This is a genomic window from Archangium violaceum (genome assembly GCF_016887565.1).
GTDB classification, from domain to species: Bacteria; Myxococcota; Myxococcia; order Myxococcales; family Myxococcaceae; genus Archangium; species Archangium violaceum_B.
The window spans coordinates 339,011-353,939 of the sequence record NZ_CP069396.1 but is presented as its reverse complement, the minus strand read 5'-3'; the positions used below and the strand labels follow the sequence as shown (position 1 = coordinate 353,939).

Below are 14,929 nucleotides of genomic sequence, written 5' to 3'. Positions count from 1 at the left end.
CACATTGGAGCAGACCGCACCGATCCATTCCAGGGACCCCGAGCTATGCCAGGTCCAAGGCCCAGGTGCCGTCCTCCCACCGCTGCAAGGCTTGCTGTGCCTCGAAGGAAACCATCCCTTCTCCCCTGGCGGCCTCTTCCAGAACCGCCTTGGCCTCCCTCGTGCGATAGCGAAGCAGGCAAGCAGCCGCCGTGACCCGGACGTCCATACGTGGGTGCTGGAGAAGAACGGCAAGTGCATCTCGCCCCGCATCTCCCTGGGCACGCAGCTTCTTGAAAGCCGCGATGTACCGGTCGGCATGCGTGCTACCGGCCTTGGAGTCTCCCCTCCAGACCGCGTCGGTCCCAGCCTCCACATGCCGGGCGAACTCCTCGACGAGCTTTTCGAGCTCCATCACCAGACTCCCTTTTGAACTCTCTCGATGGCCAACAGCCCGAACTTGCGCTGGGCCTCGTAGGACTGCGTGCTCAACCACTGCCGCACGGTAAGGTCCGTCGAGCCGGTAACCGACAAGTTCTTTCTCGAGTAGAAAGCACTCAGACGGGTGTGCAGCGCCTCTTCCAACTGGATGACGTTCTCGGTGTTGTGAACCGCATGGGGGCCGAACCGCTGGATATTGCTCTCCGTCTGCTCCACGATGTGGTGCCAGTGCTTGCCCTTGCCCGCTGCTCCAGGGCGATGACGAGACTGTCTTCAATCACTGCCACTGCGCTCACCTGCCCCACGGCTCCCAGTCGAATGCCCAACTGAGAGGCCCCCACCGCCGCTGCTTCCGGGAAATGGGGCAGCATCGACAGCCGTGAGGCCAACCACGCGCCGCCCCCGACCATGCCTTGACTCACCACCACCGTCACCGCGAGGACGAAGACGCGCGCGACCCCGGGTCCCACCACGCGCCCGAAACGCTGGCTGGCCTCCTGCAACTCCTCGAAGGTGGTGGCCCTGTCGGTGGAGCGCTTCAGTTCGAAGCTCGCCTTCACCACGTCCAGGAAGACATCCACCCCCAGGTAGATCAGCATCACCGCCGATAAGAGCGGAGGGTCAGGGGCGCTTCGAGCACCAGCCGCGTCAGCGCCACCTCGAACGAGTTCGCATCCACCGCCACTGACTTGTTCCAGGTGGACGGCCTGTACTCCAGGGACTCCCCCTGACCGATGTCGAGGCGCACGACGCGCGTGGAGCTACAGGCGCACAGCAGGAGCAGCAGCGTCGCAAGGCTCGAACGCGAAATCACGGAGCGGCCTCCAACTCAAGGCGGTTCAAACAAATGGAGCTTCCATGGAGGTCAGCTCACATTGGAGCAGACCGCACGAGGAACGGAAGGCCGTTCAGCCGGGGACCCCTGTCTCCGTCGGAGACTTCCGTGCCGGCGCCTCCCCGCCCGGCGTCGACTCCACTCCCGGCGCGGGCTCGGACGCTTCCGGTGCTGGCGCGTTCACCAGGTTGTTCGCCAGGACGCGGGACACATTTCGCGCGGGCCGGGTGGAACCGCGGGCCTCGGCACCCTCCGGCTCCACCAGCGAGCCCAGGAGTTGATCGAGCAGCGCGTCCACCTGCTCCGCAGTCGCCTCACCCGAGACATCCTTGCGAAAGCGCATGATCGACATGGCGAGCTTCGTGCGTTGCTGCAACAGCTCCCCTGCGGCCCGGGCCTTGATCGCATGCTCCTGCGCGGTGATGACTTCCTGGGTGCTGCCCTTCACCAGGGATTCGATGGTCTCCACCAACCGGAGCAGGATGCGGTGGACGGCGGAACCGGAGAATCCGCCCAGCATCGCCATCAAGGGCCGGCCGAAGCTGAAGGCCGCATCCTGGGGGATGGGGACCAGCGTGACGAGGATGAAGCCGGAGATCACCCCGAGGAGGAAGCGGATCCAATAGGAGCCCTCGCTGTCCGGATCGAAGTTGCGCTGGACGATGCGGCTCTCGACCTCGAAGAGGGCGGCGAAGCATGCGCCCAGCCCCGCGGCGGCCAGGAGGAAGAGCTCATTGATGAGCAGGCCCACCCCTTCGCCGTCGAGGAGATCCCTGGGCCGTCGCGCCGAGAGCTGGGCTCCCCCCTTCTGTCCTTCCTGGGCCTGGGCCTGCTGGGCCACCCCCGTCTGCTCCTCCTGGGTCTGGGCTCCCTCCGCATGTGCCTCCGGGGCATGGGTCGCATTGACCTGCGGCGTGACCGCGAGCGACTCATCGGAGGAGCCGATATGGGGGGACAGACTGATGGAGATGAACGCCACCAGGCACAGGATGCCCGTCTGCATCAGCCGCCGGACGAGCGGAACCGAGCCCAGGAAGCGGAACCGGTCATTCGCCGACTCGCGAATGACCGAGATGCCCCGGGGCGTGGCGGGTGAGACGCACTTGGCGAGCTGCTCGTGCATGGCCGCGATGTCCGTGAGGTCCATCGCCTGGCCGTCCGCCGCGAGCGCCGTCTGCAACCGCCGCACCGCCTCCTGGGGAATGGTGCGTCCGGAGGTGGCGACGAACTCCACCATGCTCTCGCACTCGTAGAGCAGCTTCTGTCTCAGCGCCGCGTAATCCGCCTTCACTTCTTTCGACACGGTCGTCCCCCGGAGGATGGCGAGCCGTCGTCCGGGCTCCGAGCCATCCGCTCCCGAGCATATCGTGTCACCGCGCCCTGGCCTACCGGGGCACCGGCACGGAGCCGACGAGCTCCTTCGTGAGCGCTCGCTTGTCCGCTCAACACAACCTCAGTAGCCGAGATCGAGCTCCTGGGCTTCAGCGGCCAGCTCGCTCAGGACCTGCTCCTGACGCTGCTCCTCCCGACGTTTGTAGGCGAGCAGCTCCTCGAAGCGGATGCGGCGATGGGTCCCCACCTTGTGGAACGGAATCTTTCCCTGGTCGAGCAGTCCGATGAGGAACGGGCGTGAGACGTTCAGGAGGTTGGCTGCCTCCTGGGTGGTCAGCTCGGCATGGATGGGAACGACGGTCACCGCATGGCCCTGGGCCATCTGCTCCAGGATCTTCACGAAGAGCTCGAACGCCTCTCGCGGCACGGAGATGGACTCCTGCTCGGCGGGTGCTCCTTCCGGGCGGAGGGCGACGTAACGGGCCCGACGTCTGGCGGGCTTGAGGTATCGGGCCAGTGCCCGGGCAGCCTGTGCGGCGGCCTCGGCCTCGGCCTCGTTCGGCGGTACGACCTCATCGAGGTCCAGCGTGGCGGCCATGTGTTCACTCCCTGCCTGATTCTACTCAAAGGGGCGATCCAGCCCCCTATGTCAACAATGGCAATATTCGCAATATTCGAAACGGGCGCAACCCCGTCGTGCTCTGTCTCCGCCTGTCGCTGCCGTGACGGAAGGCGAGGTGTTACATAACCTGAAAGGTAGACCCGGCATACCTACCTGGAGTATGCTGCTGTCGCATGCCATTCGTCGTGGTCTACGACGCCTGCGTCCTCTATCCGGCTCCGCTCAGGGACCTCCTCGTCCGACTGGGCCGCACCGGTCTTTGCCAGGTGAAGTGGACCCGGCAGATCCTGGACGAATGCTTCCGAAGCATCGCGGCGCAACGACCCGATCTACGGCCCGAACGGCTTCTCCGAAACCGTGAGCTGCTGGAGCAGGCCATCCTGGATGTGCAGGTGAGTGACCATGAAGGTCTCATCGACGGCATCAGCGGACTGCCAGACCCCGATGACCGTCATGTCGTCGCGGCGGCCATTCGCTGCGGTGCCCAGGTCATCGTGACCTTCAACCTCAAGGACTTCCCCGAGCGGGTGCTGGCACGCCATGGGATGGAGGCGCAGCACCCGGACGACTTCGTGCGAGGCCTCATCGATCTCGACGAGGCCACGGTGGCCCAGGTGGTCCGGGCACAAGCCAATTCCTTGAAGAACCCACCGAAGACGCTCGCAGAGGTGCTGGAGCGCCTGCGCGAGCAGGGTCTGGCCGTCTCGGTCGCCATGCTCGAGGAACTTCTCGGCGTCTGACGCGAGCCATTTCCCTGACTCGGGTGCAGAACACGGACACTTATACCCTCACCCCGTCCCTCTCCCAGAGGGAGAGGGGGAGTTGAGTCACCGGGGCACAGGCACGGAGCCGACGAGCTCCTTCGTGAGCGCTCGCTTGTCCGCTCCCGCGTAGCGCGCCCGCGTATCCAGCACCAGCCTGTGCGCCAGCACCGGCACTCCCAGCGCCTTCAGGTCCTCTGGCAGCACGTAGTCCCGCCCCTGCATCAACGCCCGCGCCCTCGCCATCCGCCCGTACACGAGCGCCCCGCGCGTCGACACCCCCAGCCGGATGCTCGGGTGCCCTCGCGTCGCCTGCACGATTCGCAGCAGGTAGTCCGCCACCGACTCCTCCAGCTTCACCTCCTGCACCTGCCTCTGCAGCTCCGTCACCTCCGACACCGTGCACACCGGCTTCATCCCCTCCAGCGGCGGCGGCCCCGAGCGCGTCATCAGCAGCGTCCGCTCCTCGTCCTCCGGCAGGTACCCCAGCGACAGCTGCACCGCGAACCGATCCAGCGACGCCTCGGGCAGCGGATACGTGCCGTGGAACTCCACCGGGTTCTGCGTCGCGATGCACAGGAACGGCGGCGCCAGCACGTGCGACTGCCCATCCACCGTCACCTGCCCCTCGCTCAGCGCCTCCAGCAGCGCCGACTGCGTACGTGGCGAGGCCCGGTTGATCTCATCGGCGATCAACACGTTGGCGAACAGCGGCCCCTCCCGGAAGCGGAACGTGCCCTCCTGCGGATTGAAGATGGACGCGCCGACGATGTCCGTGGGCAGCAGGTCCGGCGTGAACTGCACCCGCTTGAAGCTGCCGCCGATGCTCAGCGCCAGCGCCTTCGCCAGCGTCGTCTTCCCCGTGCCCGGTACGTCCTCCAGCAGCACGTGCCCTCCGGCGGCCACCGCGCACAGCACCAGCTCCAGCGCCTCGCGCTTGCCGCGGATGACTCGCTCCAGGTTGTCGGCCAGCCGGGACACCAGCACGCGCACCGGAGCCGCACGCTCGGTGAGGGAGACCTTCACAGGGGACGATGACATTCTGGACGCGCAGCGTAGCACGCCACGGCTAGTCTCCCGCCCTCCCCATGGCCTCCCCCGCCTCCGTCTGGAACGTGCTGCCGCTGCTGCGGCGCAACCCGGACTACCGACGCCTCTTCTGCGCCACCGTCGTCTCCCTGCTCGGCGACTGGTTCGCCTTCGTGGCCATCAGCGGCTTCGTCACCGAGTCCACCGGCCGCCCCGGCTCGGCCGCCGCCGTGCACGCCGCCAGCGTCCTGCCCGCCTTCCTCCTCTCTCCCCTGGCCGGCCTCATCGCGGACCGCGTGGATCGCAAGCGCCTCATGGTCGCCGTGGATCTGCTGCGCGTGCTGCCCGCGCTCGGCCTGCTCGCCGCCCTGCGCTGGCACTCCCCCGGGCTCGCCATCGCCTGCGTGGCCCTGCTCGCCGCGCTCTCCTCCTTCTTCGACCCCGTCGCCGAGGCCTCCGTCCCCAACGTCGTCGCCCCCGAGGAGCTCTCCCTCGCCCAGGCGGCCATGGGCGGCGTCTGGGGCACCATGCTCTTCATCGGCGCCGCCGTGGGAGGCCTCACCACCCTCGCCTTCGGCCGCGAGGTCAGCATCCTCTTCAACGCCGCCACCTTCCTCGTCTCCGCCCTGCTCGTGTGGGGCATCCGCCGCCCCCTCCAGCACCACGGCCCCCCCTCCGCCCACGGCATGTGGCGCCAGCTGGGCGAGGTGTGGACGCTCACCCGCCAGAGCCGACTCACCCGCTCGCTGCTCCTCACCAAGCTCGGCGTGGGGCTGGGCAATGGCATCGTCGGGCTGCTGCCCGCCTTCGCCACCACCCGCTTCGCCTCGGGGGACGCGGGCGTGGGCATGCTGCTGGCCGCGCGCGGGCTGGGCGCGCTGCTGGGCCCCTTCCTCGGCCAGGGCTGGGCCCGTGACGACGGGCGGCGCCTGCTCCTGGTGTGCGGCGGCTCGATGCTGACGTACGGGCTCGCCTACCTGCTGCTGCCCTGGGCCCCCTCGCTGCCGCTGGCCGCCCTGTGCGTGCTGCTGGCGCACCTGGGCGGCGGCGCGCAATGGGTCCTCTCCACCTATGGCCTCCAGATGTCCACGCCGGATGGGATGCGCGGGCGCGTGCTCGCCATCGACTTCGGACTGGCCACGCTCACCGTCGGCGTGTCCTCCCTGGCCGCGGGGGCCGCCGCCGAGACCGTGGGCCTGACCCAGGCCTCCTGGGGGCTGGCCGGGCTGTCACTCGCCTACGGCGCCTGGTGGTTGGGGTGGACGCGGGACCTGTGGAAGCGCCCCGCGCCGCGTCAGTGGGAGTGAGACAGGAAGCCCCACTCCTCGCCGGCCACGCGCTCCATGGCCTCGACGAGGCGCATGTGGATGCGCCCGTTGCTCACGAGCAGCCCCGGGGTGCGCAGCTCCGTGCCCTGCGAGAAGTCCACCGCCCGGCCATCCAGCCCCGTGACCTGGCCGCCCGCCGCGCGCACCAGCGCCGTGCCCGCCACGTGGTCCCAGAGCTTGTGCGGATTCTTCCGCGAGTCCCGAGGCCCTCGCACGTACAGGTCCGCCGCCCCCGCCGCCAGCAGCGCGTACTTCACCATGCCGTCGTAGCGCTTGATGCGCCGCGCATCGAGCCCCGCCTCCGCGTACACCCGGTCCGCGATCTCCCGCGAGCGCCGACCCATCACGTAGCTCTCCACGATGCGCAGGCTCGGAGGATCCGCGCGGTCTGACACGTGCAGGGGGCGCGGCTCGCCGCCCGCGAGCAGCTCGGACCAGGCGCCGCCGCCGTCCGTGTAGAAGAGCGTGCCCCCCTCGTCCAGCGGCGACACCGGCGCGCCGATGACGCCATCCCGGGGCTCGCCCTCCACCAGCGTCCCCACGCACACGGCATACGCGCGCCCGTGGACGAAGCCCTCGGTGCCGTCCACGGGGTCGATGACCCAGATCCGGTCCGAGCGCACACCGCGCCCATGGTCCAGCCAACGGACGAAGTCCTCCTCGCCCACCTGCTCCCCGAGCAACCTGCCCACCAGGCGCAGGGCCTGCTCCCGCTCGGGCTGGGGCACGGAGAGGAAGGCCTCACCGCCCTCCTCGGCAATGACGCCGTCATCGGGGAAGTGGCGGCGGATGGCCCGGCACAGCAGGGCCTGCGAGCCGTAATCCGCGATGGTGACGGGACTGGCGTCGCTCTTTCGGGTGACACCCGCCTCGGAAGACTGGACCCGGCGGCATAGCTCACACGCGAGTCGGACCGCGTCGATGATGGGTTGTAGCTCTCGCACGCTCGGCTGCTCCATGGTTGGGCCAGCCCCTTCTCTCATGGACGGAGGGTCCTCGGAAGGGACTCTATCCACGCCCTGTCGGGCGAGCAGCGACTCTCGGGACGCTTCACCCCCGCTGGGAAGGGAGGAGCGACTCGGCCAGCCGGTGCAGCAGCCGCAGTTGCGAGACCTTCAACCCGCGCGCGGCGCTCACCAGGCGGTTCATGTCCAGGGACTCGGGAGCATCCAGCCCCAGCAGCTCGTCCGAGGGAATCTCCAGCGCCAGGCACAGCCGCCGCAGCGTGAGGACGCTGGGGAACGTCTCGCCCCGCTCGATACGGCCATACATGTCGAGCGGCACGCCCACCCGGCGCGCCACCTCGGACGGCGTGAGCGCCGCGCGCAGCCGGGCGGCCAGGACCGCCGCTCCAAGGGACATCGACAACGGATGTTCAACACGGTCGGGGAGCCGGGACATGGCAGGGGTCTCCAGAGCGGACGGAAGGCATCCAGCGAGTGTCCCTACCTTACGAACTTGATACGTCCTGTCAATGCCCACTACCAACACGAGGGGTTGCGCCGACTCTTCCCCCCTTTGGAGGTATGGCCGCGCGTCCCGCCCGCCGGTTTCCCACGTGACTCGCGGAGTCGGTCCTCCCCCACCCCACATCGGGTAGGAGACGACCCAGGGTGTTCGCCAGGAGCCAGCGTCGCTATCTTGCTGCTCCCCAAAGGGAGGCCCCCGCCCATGCCCAAGAACCACGTCGACCCCCAGAACGACATCCCCGAGAAGCACGCGAGCATCCAGCCCATCGACGAGAAGGTGACGTTGGTGGTGACGCAGGCCTTTGGCCCCGGTGGGCACAACCTGGTCGGCTACTCGGACGTGAAGTTCAACAACTACCCCGCCGTCAGTCTGCTGGTGCGCACCCCGGATGGGCGCGAGGGCATCGTCCACCTCTCCCCCATCCACGGGGACAAGCGGAAGGTGGGCTTCATCGACATCGCCCCGGGCACACGCTGCACGCTGATGTGTCCGGTGACGAAGCGCCCGCTGGACAAGCTGGGCCCCGCCGACGACGGCAGCGGCGCCGAGTACTACGCCCTCTACCTCACGCCCAAGCTGTCCAAGGGCCACGCGGTGGCCGTCACCGACATGTGGGACCACTTCCACTCGCGCATCGTCGACGACGAGGCCGTCATCTCCTACTGGGCCCAGACGCACACGCCGTGAGCGGGCCCCGTGCCCGGCGAATGCCTTGACTCGGAAGGCGGGCGCGGAAGGGAATGGCTCGCATGAGACACGTGCTCCTGCTCGCCGCCCTCCTCGCGCTGCCCGCCTCCGCCGCCGAGCCCGCTCCACCCCGCGCCCTCGTCCTCAAGGCCGCCCGCCTCTTCGACGCGAAGAGCGGGAAGCTCGTCACCCCCGGCCAGGTCGTCGTGGTGGGGGGGAGGATCTCCGCGGTGGGCCCCACCGCCCCCGTGCCCGCGGGCGCCGAGGTGCTGGAGCTGGGCGACGCCACGCTGCTGCCCGGTTTCCTGGACGCGCACACGCACCTCACCACCCAACCGGGTGAGGACTGGCGCCAGGACGTGCTCGACTCCTTCCAGCGCACCATCGCCGAGCAGACGCTCGACGCGCTGCCCTTCGCGCGGGCCACGCTGATGGCGGGCTTCACCACGGTGCGCAACCTGGGAGGCCCGGACTTCATCGACGTGGGCCTGCGCAATGGCATCCGCCGCGGCGTCGCCGTGGGCCCGCGCATCCTCACCGCCACCGCGGGGCTGGGCACCACCGGCGGTCACTGCGACGACGGCAACTCGTTCCGCAAGGGCCTGCTCGTGGAGGAGGCCTCGCGCGGCGTCGCCGACGGCCCCGAGGCCTTCCGCGTCAAGGTGCGCGAGAACATCAAGTACGGGGCGGACCTCATCAAGGTGTGCGCCACCGGCGGCGTGCTCAGCTTCAATGACGACGTGGGCTCGCCCCAGCTCACCCAGGCCGAGCTGGATGCGCTCATCGACGAGGCCCATGCCCACAAGCGCAAGGTGGCCGCGCACGCGCACGGGGCGGAGGGAGCCAAGCGCGCCATCCGCGCGGGCGTGGACTCCATCGAGCACGGCTCGTTCCTGGACGACGAGGCGCTGGCGCTGATGAAGAAGCAGGGCACCTGGTTCGTGCCCACGGCGCTCGCGCTGCAGACTGTGCTGGAGCGCGCCGACAAGGGGATGCTGCCGCCGGAGGTCGCCCGCAAGGCGCGCGAGGCCGGGGCGGCGCATCGGCAGGCGATGCGCAAGGCCATCGCGAGCGGCGTGCGGATGGCCTTCGGCACGGACTCCGGGGTGTACGCCCACGGGCGCAACGCCGAGGAGTTCGCGCTGCTGGTGGGGGCGGGGATGAAGCCCGCCGAGGCCCTGCGCTCCGCCACCGTGCACGGCGCCGAGCTGCTCGGGGTGCAGGACACCCTGGGCACGCTGGAGGCGGGGAAGCTGGCCGACGTGGTGGCCGTGCCCGGGGACCCGCTCCAGGACATCCGCCGGACCCAGCAGGTCTTCTTCGTCATGAAGGAGGGCGTCGTGTACCGCGACGACAGGGCCCCCGTGTCCGCCCCGAGCGCCCGGTAGCCACCGCTGACGCAATATTCTCCCGCCGCCGGAGCCGCCCCTCGCCATTCCCACTTTCGCGGAAGACATCGAGCGGCGGGTCCGCTCCGCCCGGCGGTGAATGCTGGCCGAGCGCGCGGGCGAGAGGGTACCCTCGCCGCCTGATGATCGAGGAGCGACTTCAATCTATGCGCGCCAAGCTGAATCTTCCGAGCGCCCTGGTGTTGGGCACCCTGGGTGGAATGCTCGCCACGGGCTGCCAGACCTATGACTTCGAGCCGGTGGAGCCATTGGCCATCACCCAGACGACGGAGACGCGGCGGATAGAGGCGCGTGAGCGCAAGCCGAACCTGATGCTGCTGGTGGACACGTCCGGCTCGATGACGGCGCCGGCGGACCCGAGCCTCGCCGCCTGCAAGAGGAACAACGTGGTCTGCGGCGACGAAACGTTCCAGTGTCCCATCTCGAGCGGCTGCGACACGCGCTGGAGCGCGCTGCAGAAGGCGATGGGGGACTTCCTGGGCAGCAGCGGGACGATTGCCCGCATCGGCCTCACCACCTACCCGTCGGATGACTACTGCGGCTCCACGGGCTCGGTGGCGATTCCGTTGCCCACCGCGGACAAGGAAGACGATGTCACGCTCGATGCCAACGCCAAGAGTGTGTTGGCGGAGATCCAGAGCATCAAGACCTACAGGACGGCGTCGGACGACAGGGTTCCGGAGGGGGGTACGCCCACGGGTCTGAGCCTCGAGTACGTGGGCAAGCTTCCGGAGCTGCAGACGGAGGAACGCTCCGACTTCGTGGTGGTGCTGACGGACGGACTGCCCAACTGCAACGCTCAGTTCCCCAAGCCGTACCCGAACTCCGCGTGCTTCTGCACGCTGGAAGGTGGTTGCGAGTACGCGCCGGAGGACGGCTGCCTCGACAAGGATGCCTCGGTGGTGGCGGTGGAGAAGCTGCGCGCCAAGAACATCCAGACCATCGTCATCGGCTTCGGCGCGGACTTCAACGCCAACAATGAGTCGGGGCGCCAGGGCGCGGTGACCCTCAACGCCATGGCCAGGGCGGGTGGCTTCGCGCGCACGTGCAAGGTGGACCTGGACTGTGGCACGGGCGACACGTGCGACAAGGCGGCGGGGGTGTGCAACCGCGGCTTCTATCAGGCGGCCAACAGGACCGAGCTGGTGAATGCGCTGAAGGAGATCACCAAGAAGATCGGTTCGGATCCGTGCCTGCTGACCTTCGATCCCGAGGAGCTTCCGAGCACCGATGACCTGGTGGTGGTGTACCTGAACGGCGAGCGTGTGGATCAGGGTCCGGACACCTGGACCATGTCGGGCGATACCATCCGCTTCACGGGCTCCGTGTGTGCGCGCCTCGGGGAGTCCACGCCGGCCAACCCGGCGAACATCGAAGTGCGCGCCGTCCGGAAGCGGTAGCCCGCAGGCAGGGGGCCAGGGCACGCGCTCGCCGATGGGCTGGCCCCCGCCCCCCCACTCGCCCTCGTCTTCCGTACCAGCCGGTGTAGGCTGCCACCCTTCGCCAATCTGGCATGTGAAGGAGCGATACACCGATGCCCGCGCAGACGATGGAGCAGTTGGTTTCCCTGTGTAAACGCCGGGGATTCATCTTTCCTGGCTCGGCGGTCTACGGCGGTCTTCAGGGCACCTACGACTACGGTCCGCTCGGCGTCGAGCTGAAGAACAACCTCAAGCTGGCCTGGTGGCGCGCCAACGTCTGGGAGCGCGAGGACATGGAGGGGATCGACGCGGCGATCCTCATGAACAAGCTGACCTGGCGCTACTCCGGCCACGAAGAGACGTTCGTGGACCCGATGGTCGACTGCAAGCAGTGCAAGATGCGCTGGCGCGCGGATCAGATCTCCGGCAAGTGCCCCAACTGCGCGTCCACGGAGCTCACCGAGCCGCGTCCGTTCAACCTGATGTTCAAGACGCAGATCGGCCCGGTGCCGGACCCCGAGTCCTTCTCGTACCTGAGGCCCGAGACGGCGCAGGGCATCTTCGTCAACTTCAAGCACGTGCTCGACTCCACGTCGCGCAAGCTCCCGTTCGGCATCGCGCAGATCGGCAAGGCGTTCCGCAACGAGATCACCCCGCGCAACTTCATCTTCCGCGTCCGCGAGTTCGAGCAGATGGAGATCGAGTTCTTCGTCCGCCCGGGCGAGGACGAGGGGTGGCACAAGAAGTGGGTGGAGGATCGCATCAACTGGTGGCTGTCGGTGGGACTGTCCCGGCAGAACCTCGAGCCGTACCACCAGAAGCCCGAGGAGCTCGCCCACTACGCCAAGGCGACGGTGGACCTGCTCTACCGCTTCCCGCACGGGCTGGAGGAGCTGGAGGGCATCGCCAACCGCACCGACTACGACCTGGGCTCGCACAGCAAGGACCAGGGCTCGCTCGGGCTCAGGGCGCGCGTCAGCCCCAACTCGCACAGCACCGACAAGCTCACGTACTTCGACCCGGAGACGAAGCAGCACGTGGTGCCCTTCGTCATCGAGCCGTCGGCCGGCGTGGACCGCGGCGTGCTCGCGCTCCTGAGCGAGGCCTACGCGGAGGAGCAGGTGAAGCCCGCTCCGGCGGACCGCCTGAAGCCGGTGGAAGAGGCGCTCGGCACGTTCCTCAAGTCGGTGAGCCGCAACGACAAGATTCCGGCCCAGGCGAAGGAGGCGCTCCTCGCCGAGGGCGAGCGCATCTCCCAGGCGCTCGGCGAGCGGCTGCCATCCGTCACGGGGCTCCTGTCGATGCCCGGCGCGGAGAGCATCGAGGTGGCCAAGAAGCTGCGCGGCCAGGTGGACCCGGTGGTCGACGAGTTCTACCGGACGGTGCTGCACTTCAAGCCGCACCTGGCGCCCATCAAGGTGGCGGTGCTTCCGCTCAAGAAGAACAACCCGGAGATCGTCAGCACGGCGAAGAGCATCCGCAGGAAGCTCCAGTCCACCGGAGCGATGCGCATCGTCTACGACGACACCGGAGCCATCGGAAAGCTCTACCGGCGCCAGGACGAGATCGGCACACCGTTCTGCATCACGGTGGACTTCGACACGCTCGGTGAGGGGAAGGACACGGCGCTCAAGGACACGGTCACCGTGCGCCACCGCGACAGCATGGCGCAGGAGCGCGTCGCCATCTCCGAGCTCGAGACCTACCTGCGAGAGAAGATGCAGTGAAGGCCCTACGTATCGTCTGACCCCCTGCCCGGGCCGTAGTCGCTCGACGTCGAGCGAGAGGCCCGGGCTCGGAGCCAACGCTTCGGGACATTGGGCCTCACGGCCAGCGCCAGACGGGGCTCACCGGCAGCGCGCGCGCCAGCACGGCGGCGCCGGGCTTGGAGCCCTCCGACTTGGGCACACGCCCGTCCCTGTCTCCCAGCACGATGCAGACAGGGTACTTCCGCCCATCGGGCAGCACGGCCAGCGTGTAGCGGCCCAGGACAGCCGGGCGCTCCACATCCCCCGCGATGTCGTAGATGCCGGGGCCCGTCCAGAGGCGGCCGTGGAGCAGCGTCCCCTCGGGCAGGTTGCCGTCGCCCTCCACGACACGCCCGATGATAGGCCCATCCTGGTAGACGCCCGTGTCGCTCTGAGCGCCGGGCTGGTTGATGTCCACGACGGCCCGAAGAGGGCTGCCCCAGTCAATCTTCAGTTCCTGAGTCATGGCCTCTGCCGCCTCCTTCGGGCAGTCCTCGGACTCCGGAGGCCTCACCTGGACACCAGGACAGCCGATGCCGACGACGGCGCACAGCCAGGCGGCGAGGAAACTCGAGGAGGTGGAGGGGGGAGTGGTGGACACGGGCGGGCTTCCTTTCTCGGAACGTTCAGACCCAGGCGGCAGCGCCTCGGGTGGGGGCGCGAGTGTGGAGCGTGCCAGCCACAAGACAAGGCCGAGTACAGTCAGGCTCGCGAGGAGGACCAGGGGCCACCTCGCGCGCCGGAGGCAACCAGGAGCCGCAAGGGCCTCCTGTGGCTCCGGTATCTGGCGCTCCTGCTCCTTGGATGGCTGAGCCTCCGGTGGAACCTCGCGCGCCGTTTCCGGAGACAGGGCCAGCGGAGTTACCTCGTCCTTGGGCGGTGGCTCCCCTGGCCCCTGCTCGGCCTCGAAGAGAGGCACCTTCCAGGCGGGGGACTCCCTCTCCCGCTCGGCTGCCTCCTCCAGCGCTTGCAGCAGCGCCCCAGTGCTGGGGTACCGGTCCTCGGGCTTCTTCTCCAGCAACCTCATGGCGATGTCGCTGAGGGAGCGCGGCGCCAGGGGGTTGAGCAGGTGGGGCGCTGTTGGGGACACGGTGGCGATGGCGGCCACCAGCTGCTCGTCAGGCAGCTCGGGGTTGAAGGGGTGCAGGTCCGCGAGAGACTGGAAGAGCAACGCCCCCAAGGCATACAGGTCCGCGGCTGCGCCCCCGTTGAAGGGCACCCCCTTCTTCCATGCCTCGGTGCGCGTGTAGGCCAGGAGCTCGGGCGGCAGCAGGTGCATGACGCCCTCGGGCAGTCCCAGGGTTCTGGTGAGGGCTCCCGGCAGACGCACGGTGCCGAAGTCGATGAGGAAGGGCCTGCCGTCCTCGCGGCGGATGAGAAGGTTCTCCGCCTTCAAGTCCCGGTGGTACACGCCGCGCTGGTGCAGCACGCCCACGGTGCGCACCACGTCGCTGAAGGTGTCCACCAGCCTGGCGGCGTGAGGAGGGTTGCGCCAGCGCCACTGGTGCCAGTTGTCCCCGTCCAGGTAGTCGGTGACGAGGAAGGGGTAGCCCATACTGGGGTTGGGCCAGCAGTCCACCGCGTACAGGCGCAGCAGGTTGGGGTGGGAGGCGTAGGTGAAGAGCGTCGCCGCCTCGCGCGCCAGCCTCCGGTAGGCGCTCTTCTCCTCCACGTACTCCTCTTCCGAGAGCCCTTCCTGGGCCTCGGAGAGCGGGAGCAATCCCATCTTCAGGGAGTAGGGCTTGCTGTCCCGCTCCACCAAGAAGACGCGGGAGGAGCCGCCACGGCCCAGTACCTGGACGATGCGCCAGGGCCCCACCATGTGGCCGGGTTGGAGATGGTCCGGATGCAGAGCTTCCACTGTCAT

General features: G+C 68.6%; 13 protein-coding genes and 1 pseudogene. 6 read left to right on the top strand and 8 right to left on the bottom strand.

Annotated features, from left to right (window positions below; all coding sequences use genetic code 11):
- Positions 1–43: 43 nt before the first annotated feature.
- From JRI60_RS01510 to JRI60_RS01495, 4 genes and pseudogenes are all read right to left on the bottom strand, one after another.
- On the bottom strand, positions 44–394 hold the full coding sequence (locus JRI60_RS01510) for a DUF2019 domain-containing protein (RefSeq protein ID WP_204224018.1): 351 nt from the start codon (positions 392–394) through the stop codon (positions 44–46).
- Positions 394–1,234 (bottom strand): annotated as a pseudogene (locus JRI60_RS55025) (hypothetical protein). Before JRI60_RS55025 ends, JRI60_RS01510 begins: the two are co-directional and overlap by 1 nt.
- Before the next feature lie 94 nt (positions 1,235–1,328).
- Entirely contained in the window at positions 1,329–2,558 is a 1,230-nt protein-coding gene (locus tag JRI60_RS01500; protein WP_204224017.1) for a hypothetical protein, read from the bottom strand.
- Between the two features lie 150 nt (positions 2,559–2,708).
- A complete protein-coding gene (locus JRI60_RS01495; protein ID WP_204224016.1) occupies positions 2,709–3,185 on the bottom strand; it encodes a helix-turn-helix domain-containing protein in 477 nt (158 codons plus the stop codon).
- Between the two features lie 197 nt (positions 3,186–3,382).
- Here JRI60_RS01495 and JRI60_RS01490 point away from each other — a divergent pair, with 197 nt between their 5' ends.
- Entirely contained in the window at positions 3,383–3,949 is a 567-nt protein-coding gene (locus JRI60_RS01490) for a PIN domain-containing protein (RefSeq protein ID WP_204224015.1), read from the top strand.
- Positions 3,950–4,036: 87 nt separating this feature from the next.
- Here JRI60_RS01490 and JRI60_RS01485 read toward each other — a convergent pair whose 3' ends face one another.
- On the bottom strand, positions 4,037–5,011 hold the full coding sequence (locus tag JRI60_RS01485; protein WP_204224014.1) for an AAA family ATPase: 975 nt from the start codon (positions 5,009–5,011) through the stop codon (positions 4,037–4,039).
- Between the two features lie 47 nt (positions 5,012–5,058).
- On the opposite strand from JRI60_RS01485, the gene JRI60_RS01480 reads away from it, so the two are divergent.
- Positions 5,059–6,306, top strand: coding sequence for an MFS transporter (locus tag JRI60_RS01480; RefSeq protein ID WP_204224013.1), 1,248 nt, complete (start codon positions 5,059–5,061; stop codon positions 6,304–6,306).
- On the opposite strand, the gene JRI60_RS01475 is transcribed toward JRI60_RS01480, so the two are convergent.
- Both JRI60_RS01475 and JRI60_RS01470 read right to left on the bottom strand, forming a co-directional pair.
- On the bottom strand, positions 6,294–7,271 hold the full coding sequence (locus JRI60_RS01475; protein ID WP_204224012.1) for an inositol monophosphatase family protein: 978 nt from the start codon (positions 7,269–7,271) through the stop codon (positions 6,294–6,296). The genes JRI60_RS01480 and JRI60_RS01475 overlap by 13 nt on opposite strands.
- 106 nt (positions 7,272–7,377) lie before the next feature.
- The gene (locus tag JRI60_RS01470) at positions 7,378–7,728 is read right to left on the bottom strand and encodes a helix-turn-helix domain-containing protein (RefSeq protein ID WP_204224011.1); all 351 of its coding nucleotides are present in this window, start codon (positions 7,726–7,728) and stop codon (positions 7,378–7,380) included.
- A gap of 270 nt (positions 7,729–7,998) precedes the next feature.
- Here JRI60_RS01470 and JRI60_RS01465 point away from each other — a divergent pair, with 270 nt between their 5' ends.
- From JRI60_RS01465 to JRI60_RS01450, 4 genes are all read left to right on the top strand, one after another.
- Positions 7,999–8,484 (top strand): hypothetical protein, encoded by a 486-nt coding sequence (locus JRI60_RS01465; protein WP_204224010.1) that lies wholly within the window; start codon positions 7,999–8,001, stop codon positions 8,482–8,484.
- Between the two features lie 62 nt (positions 8,485–8,546).
- Complete coding sequence (locus JRI60_RS01460) at positions 8,547–9,872, top strand: metal-dependent hydrolase family protein (protein WP_204224009.1); 1,326 nt, start codon at positions 8,547–8,549, stop codon at positions 9,870–9,872.
- 167 nt (positions 9,873–10,039) lie between these two features.
- A complete protein-coding gene (gene cglB, locus JRI60_RS01455; RefSeq protein WP_204224008.1) occupies positions 10,040–11,293 on the top strand; it encodes an adventurous gliding motility lipoprotein CglB in 1,254 nt (417 codons plus the stop codon).
- A gap of 134 nt (positions 11,294–11,427) precedes the next feature.
- Positions 11,428–13,041 (top strand): glycine--tRNA ligase, encoded by a 1,614-nt coding sequence (locus JRI60_RS01450; protein WP_204224007.1) that lies wholly within the window; start codon positions 11,428–11,430, stop codon positions 13,039–13,041.
- A 97-nt stretch (positions 13,042–13,138) separates the two neighbouring features.
- Here JRI60_RS01450 and JRI60_RS01445 read toward each other — a convergent pair whose 3' ends face one another.
- Positions 13,139–14,929, bottom strand: a complete 1,791-nt coding sequence (locus JRI60_RS01445) for a serine/threonine protein kinase (RefSeq protein ID WP_204224006.1) — start codon at positions 14,927–14,929, stop codon at positions 13,139–13,141.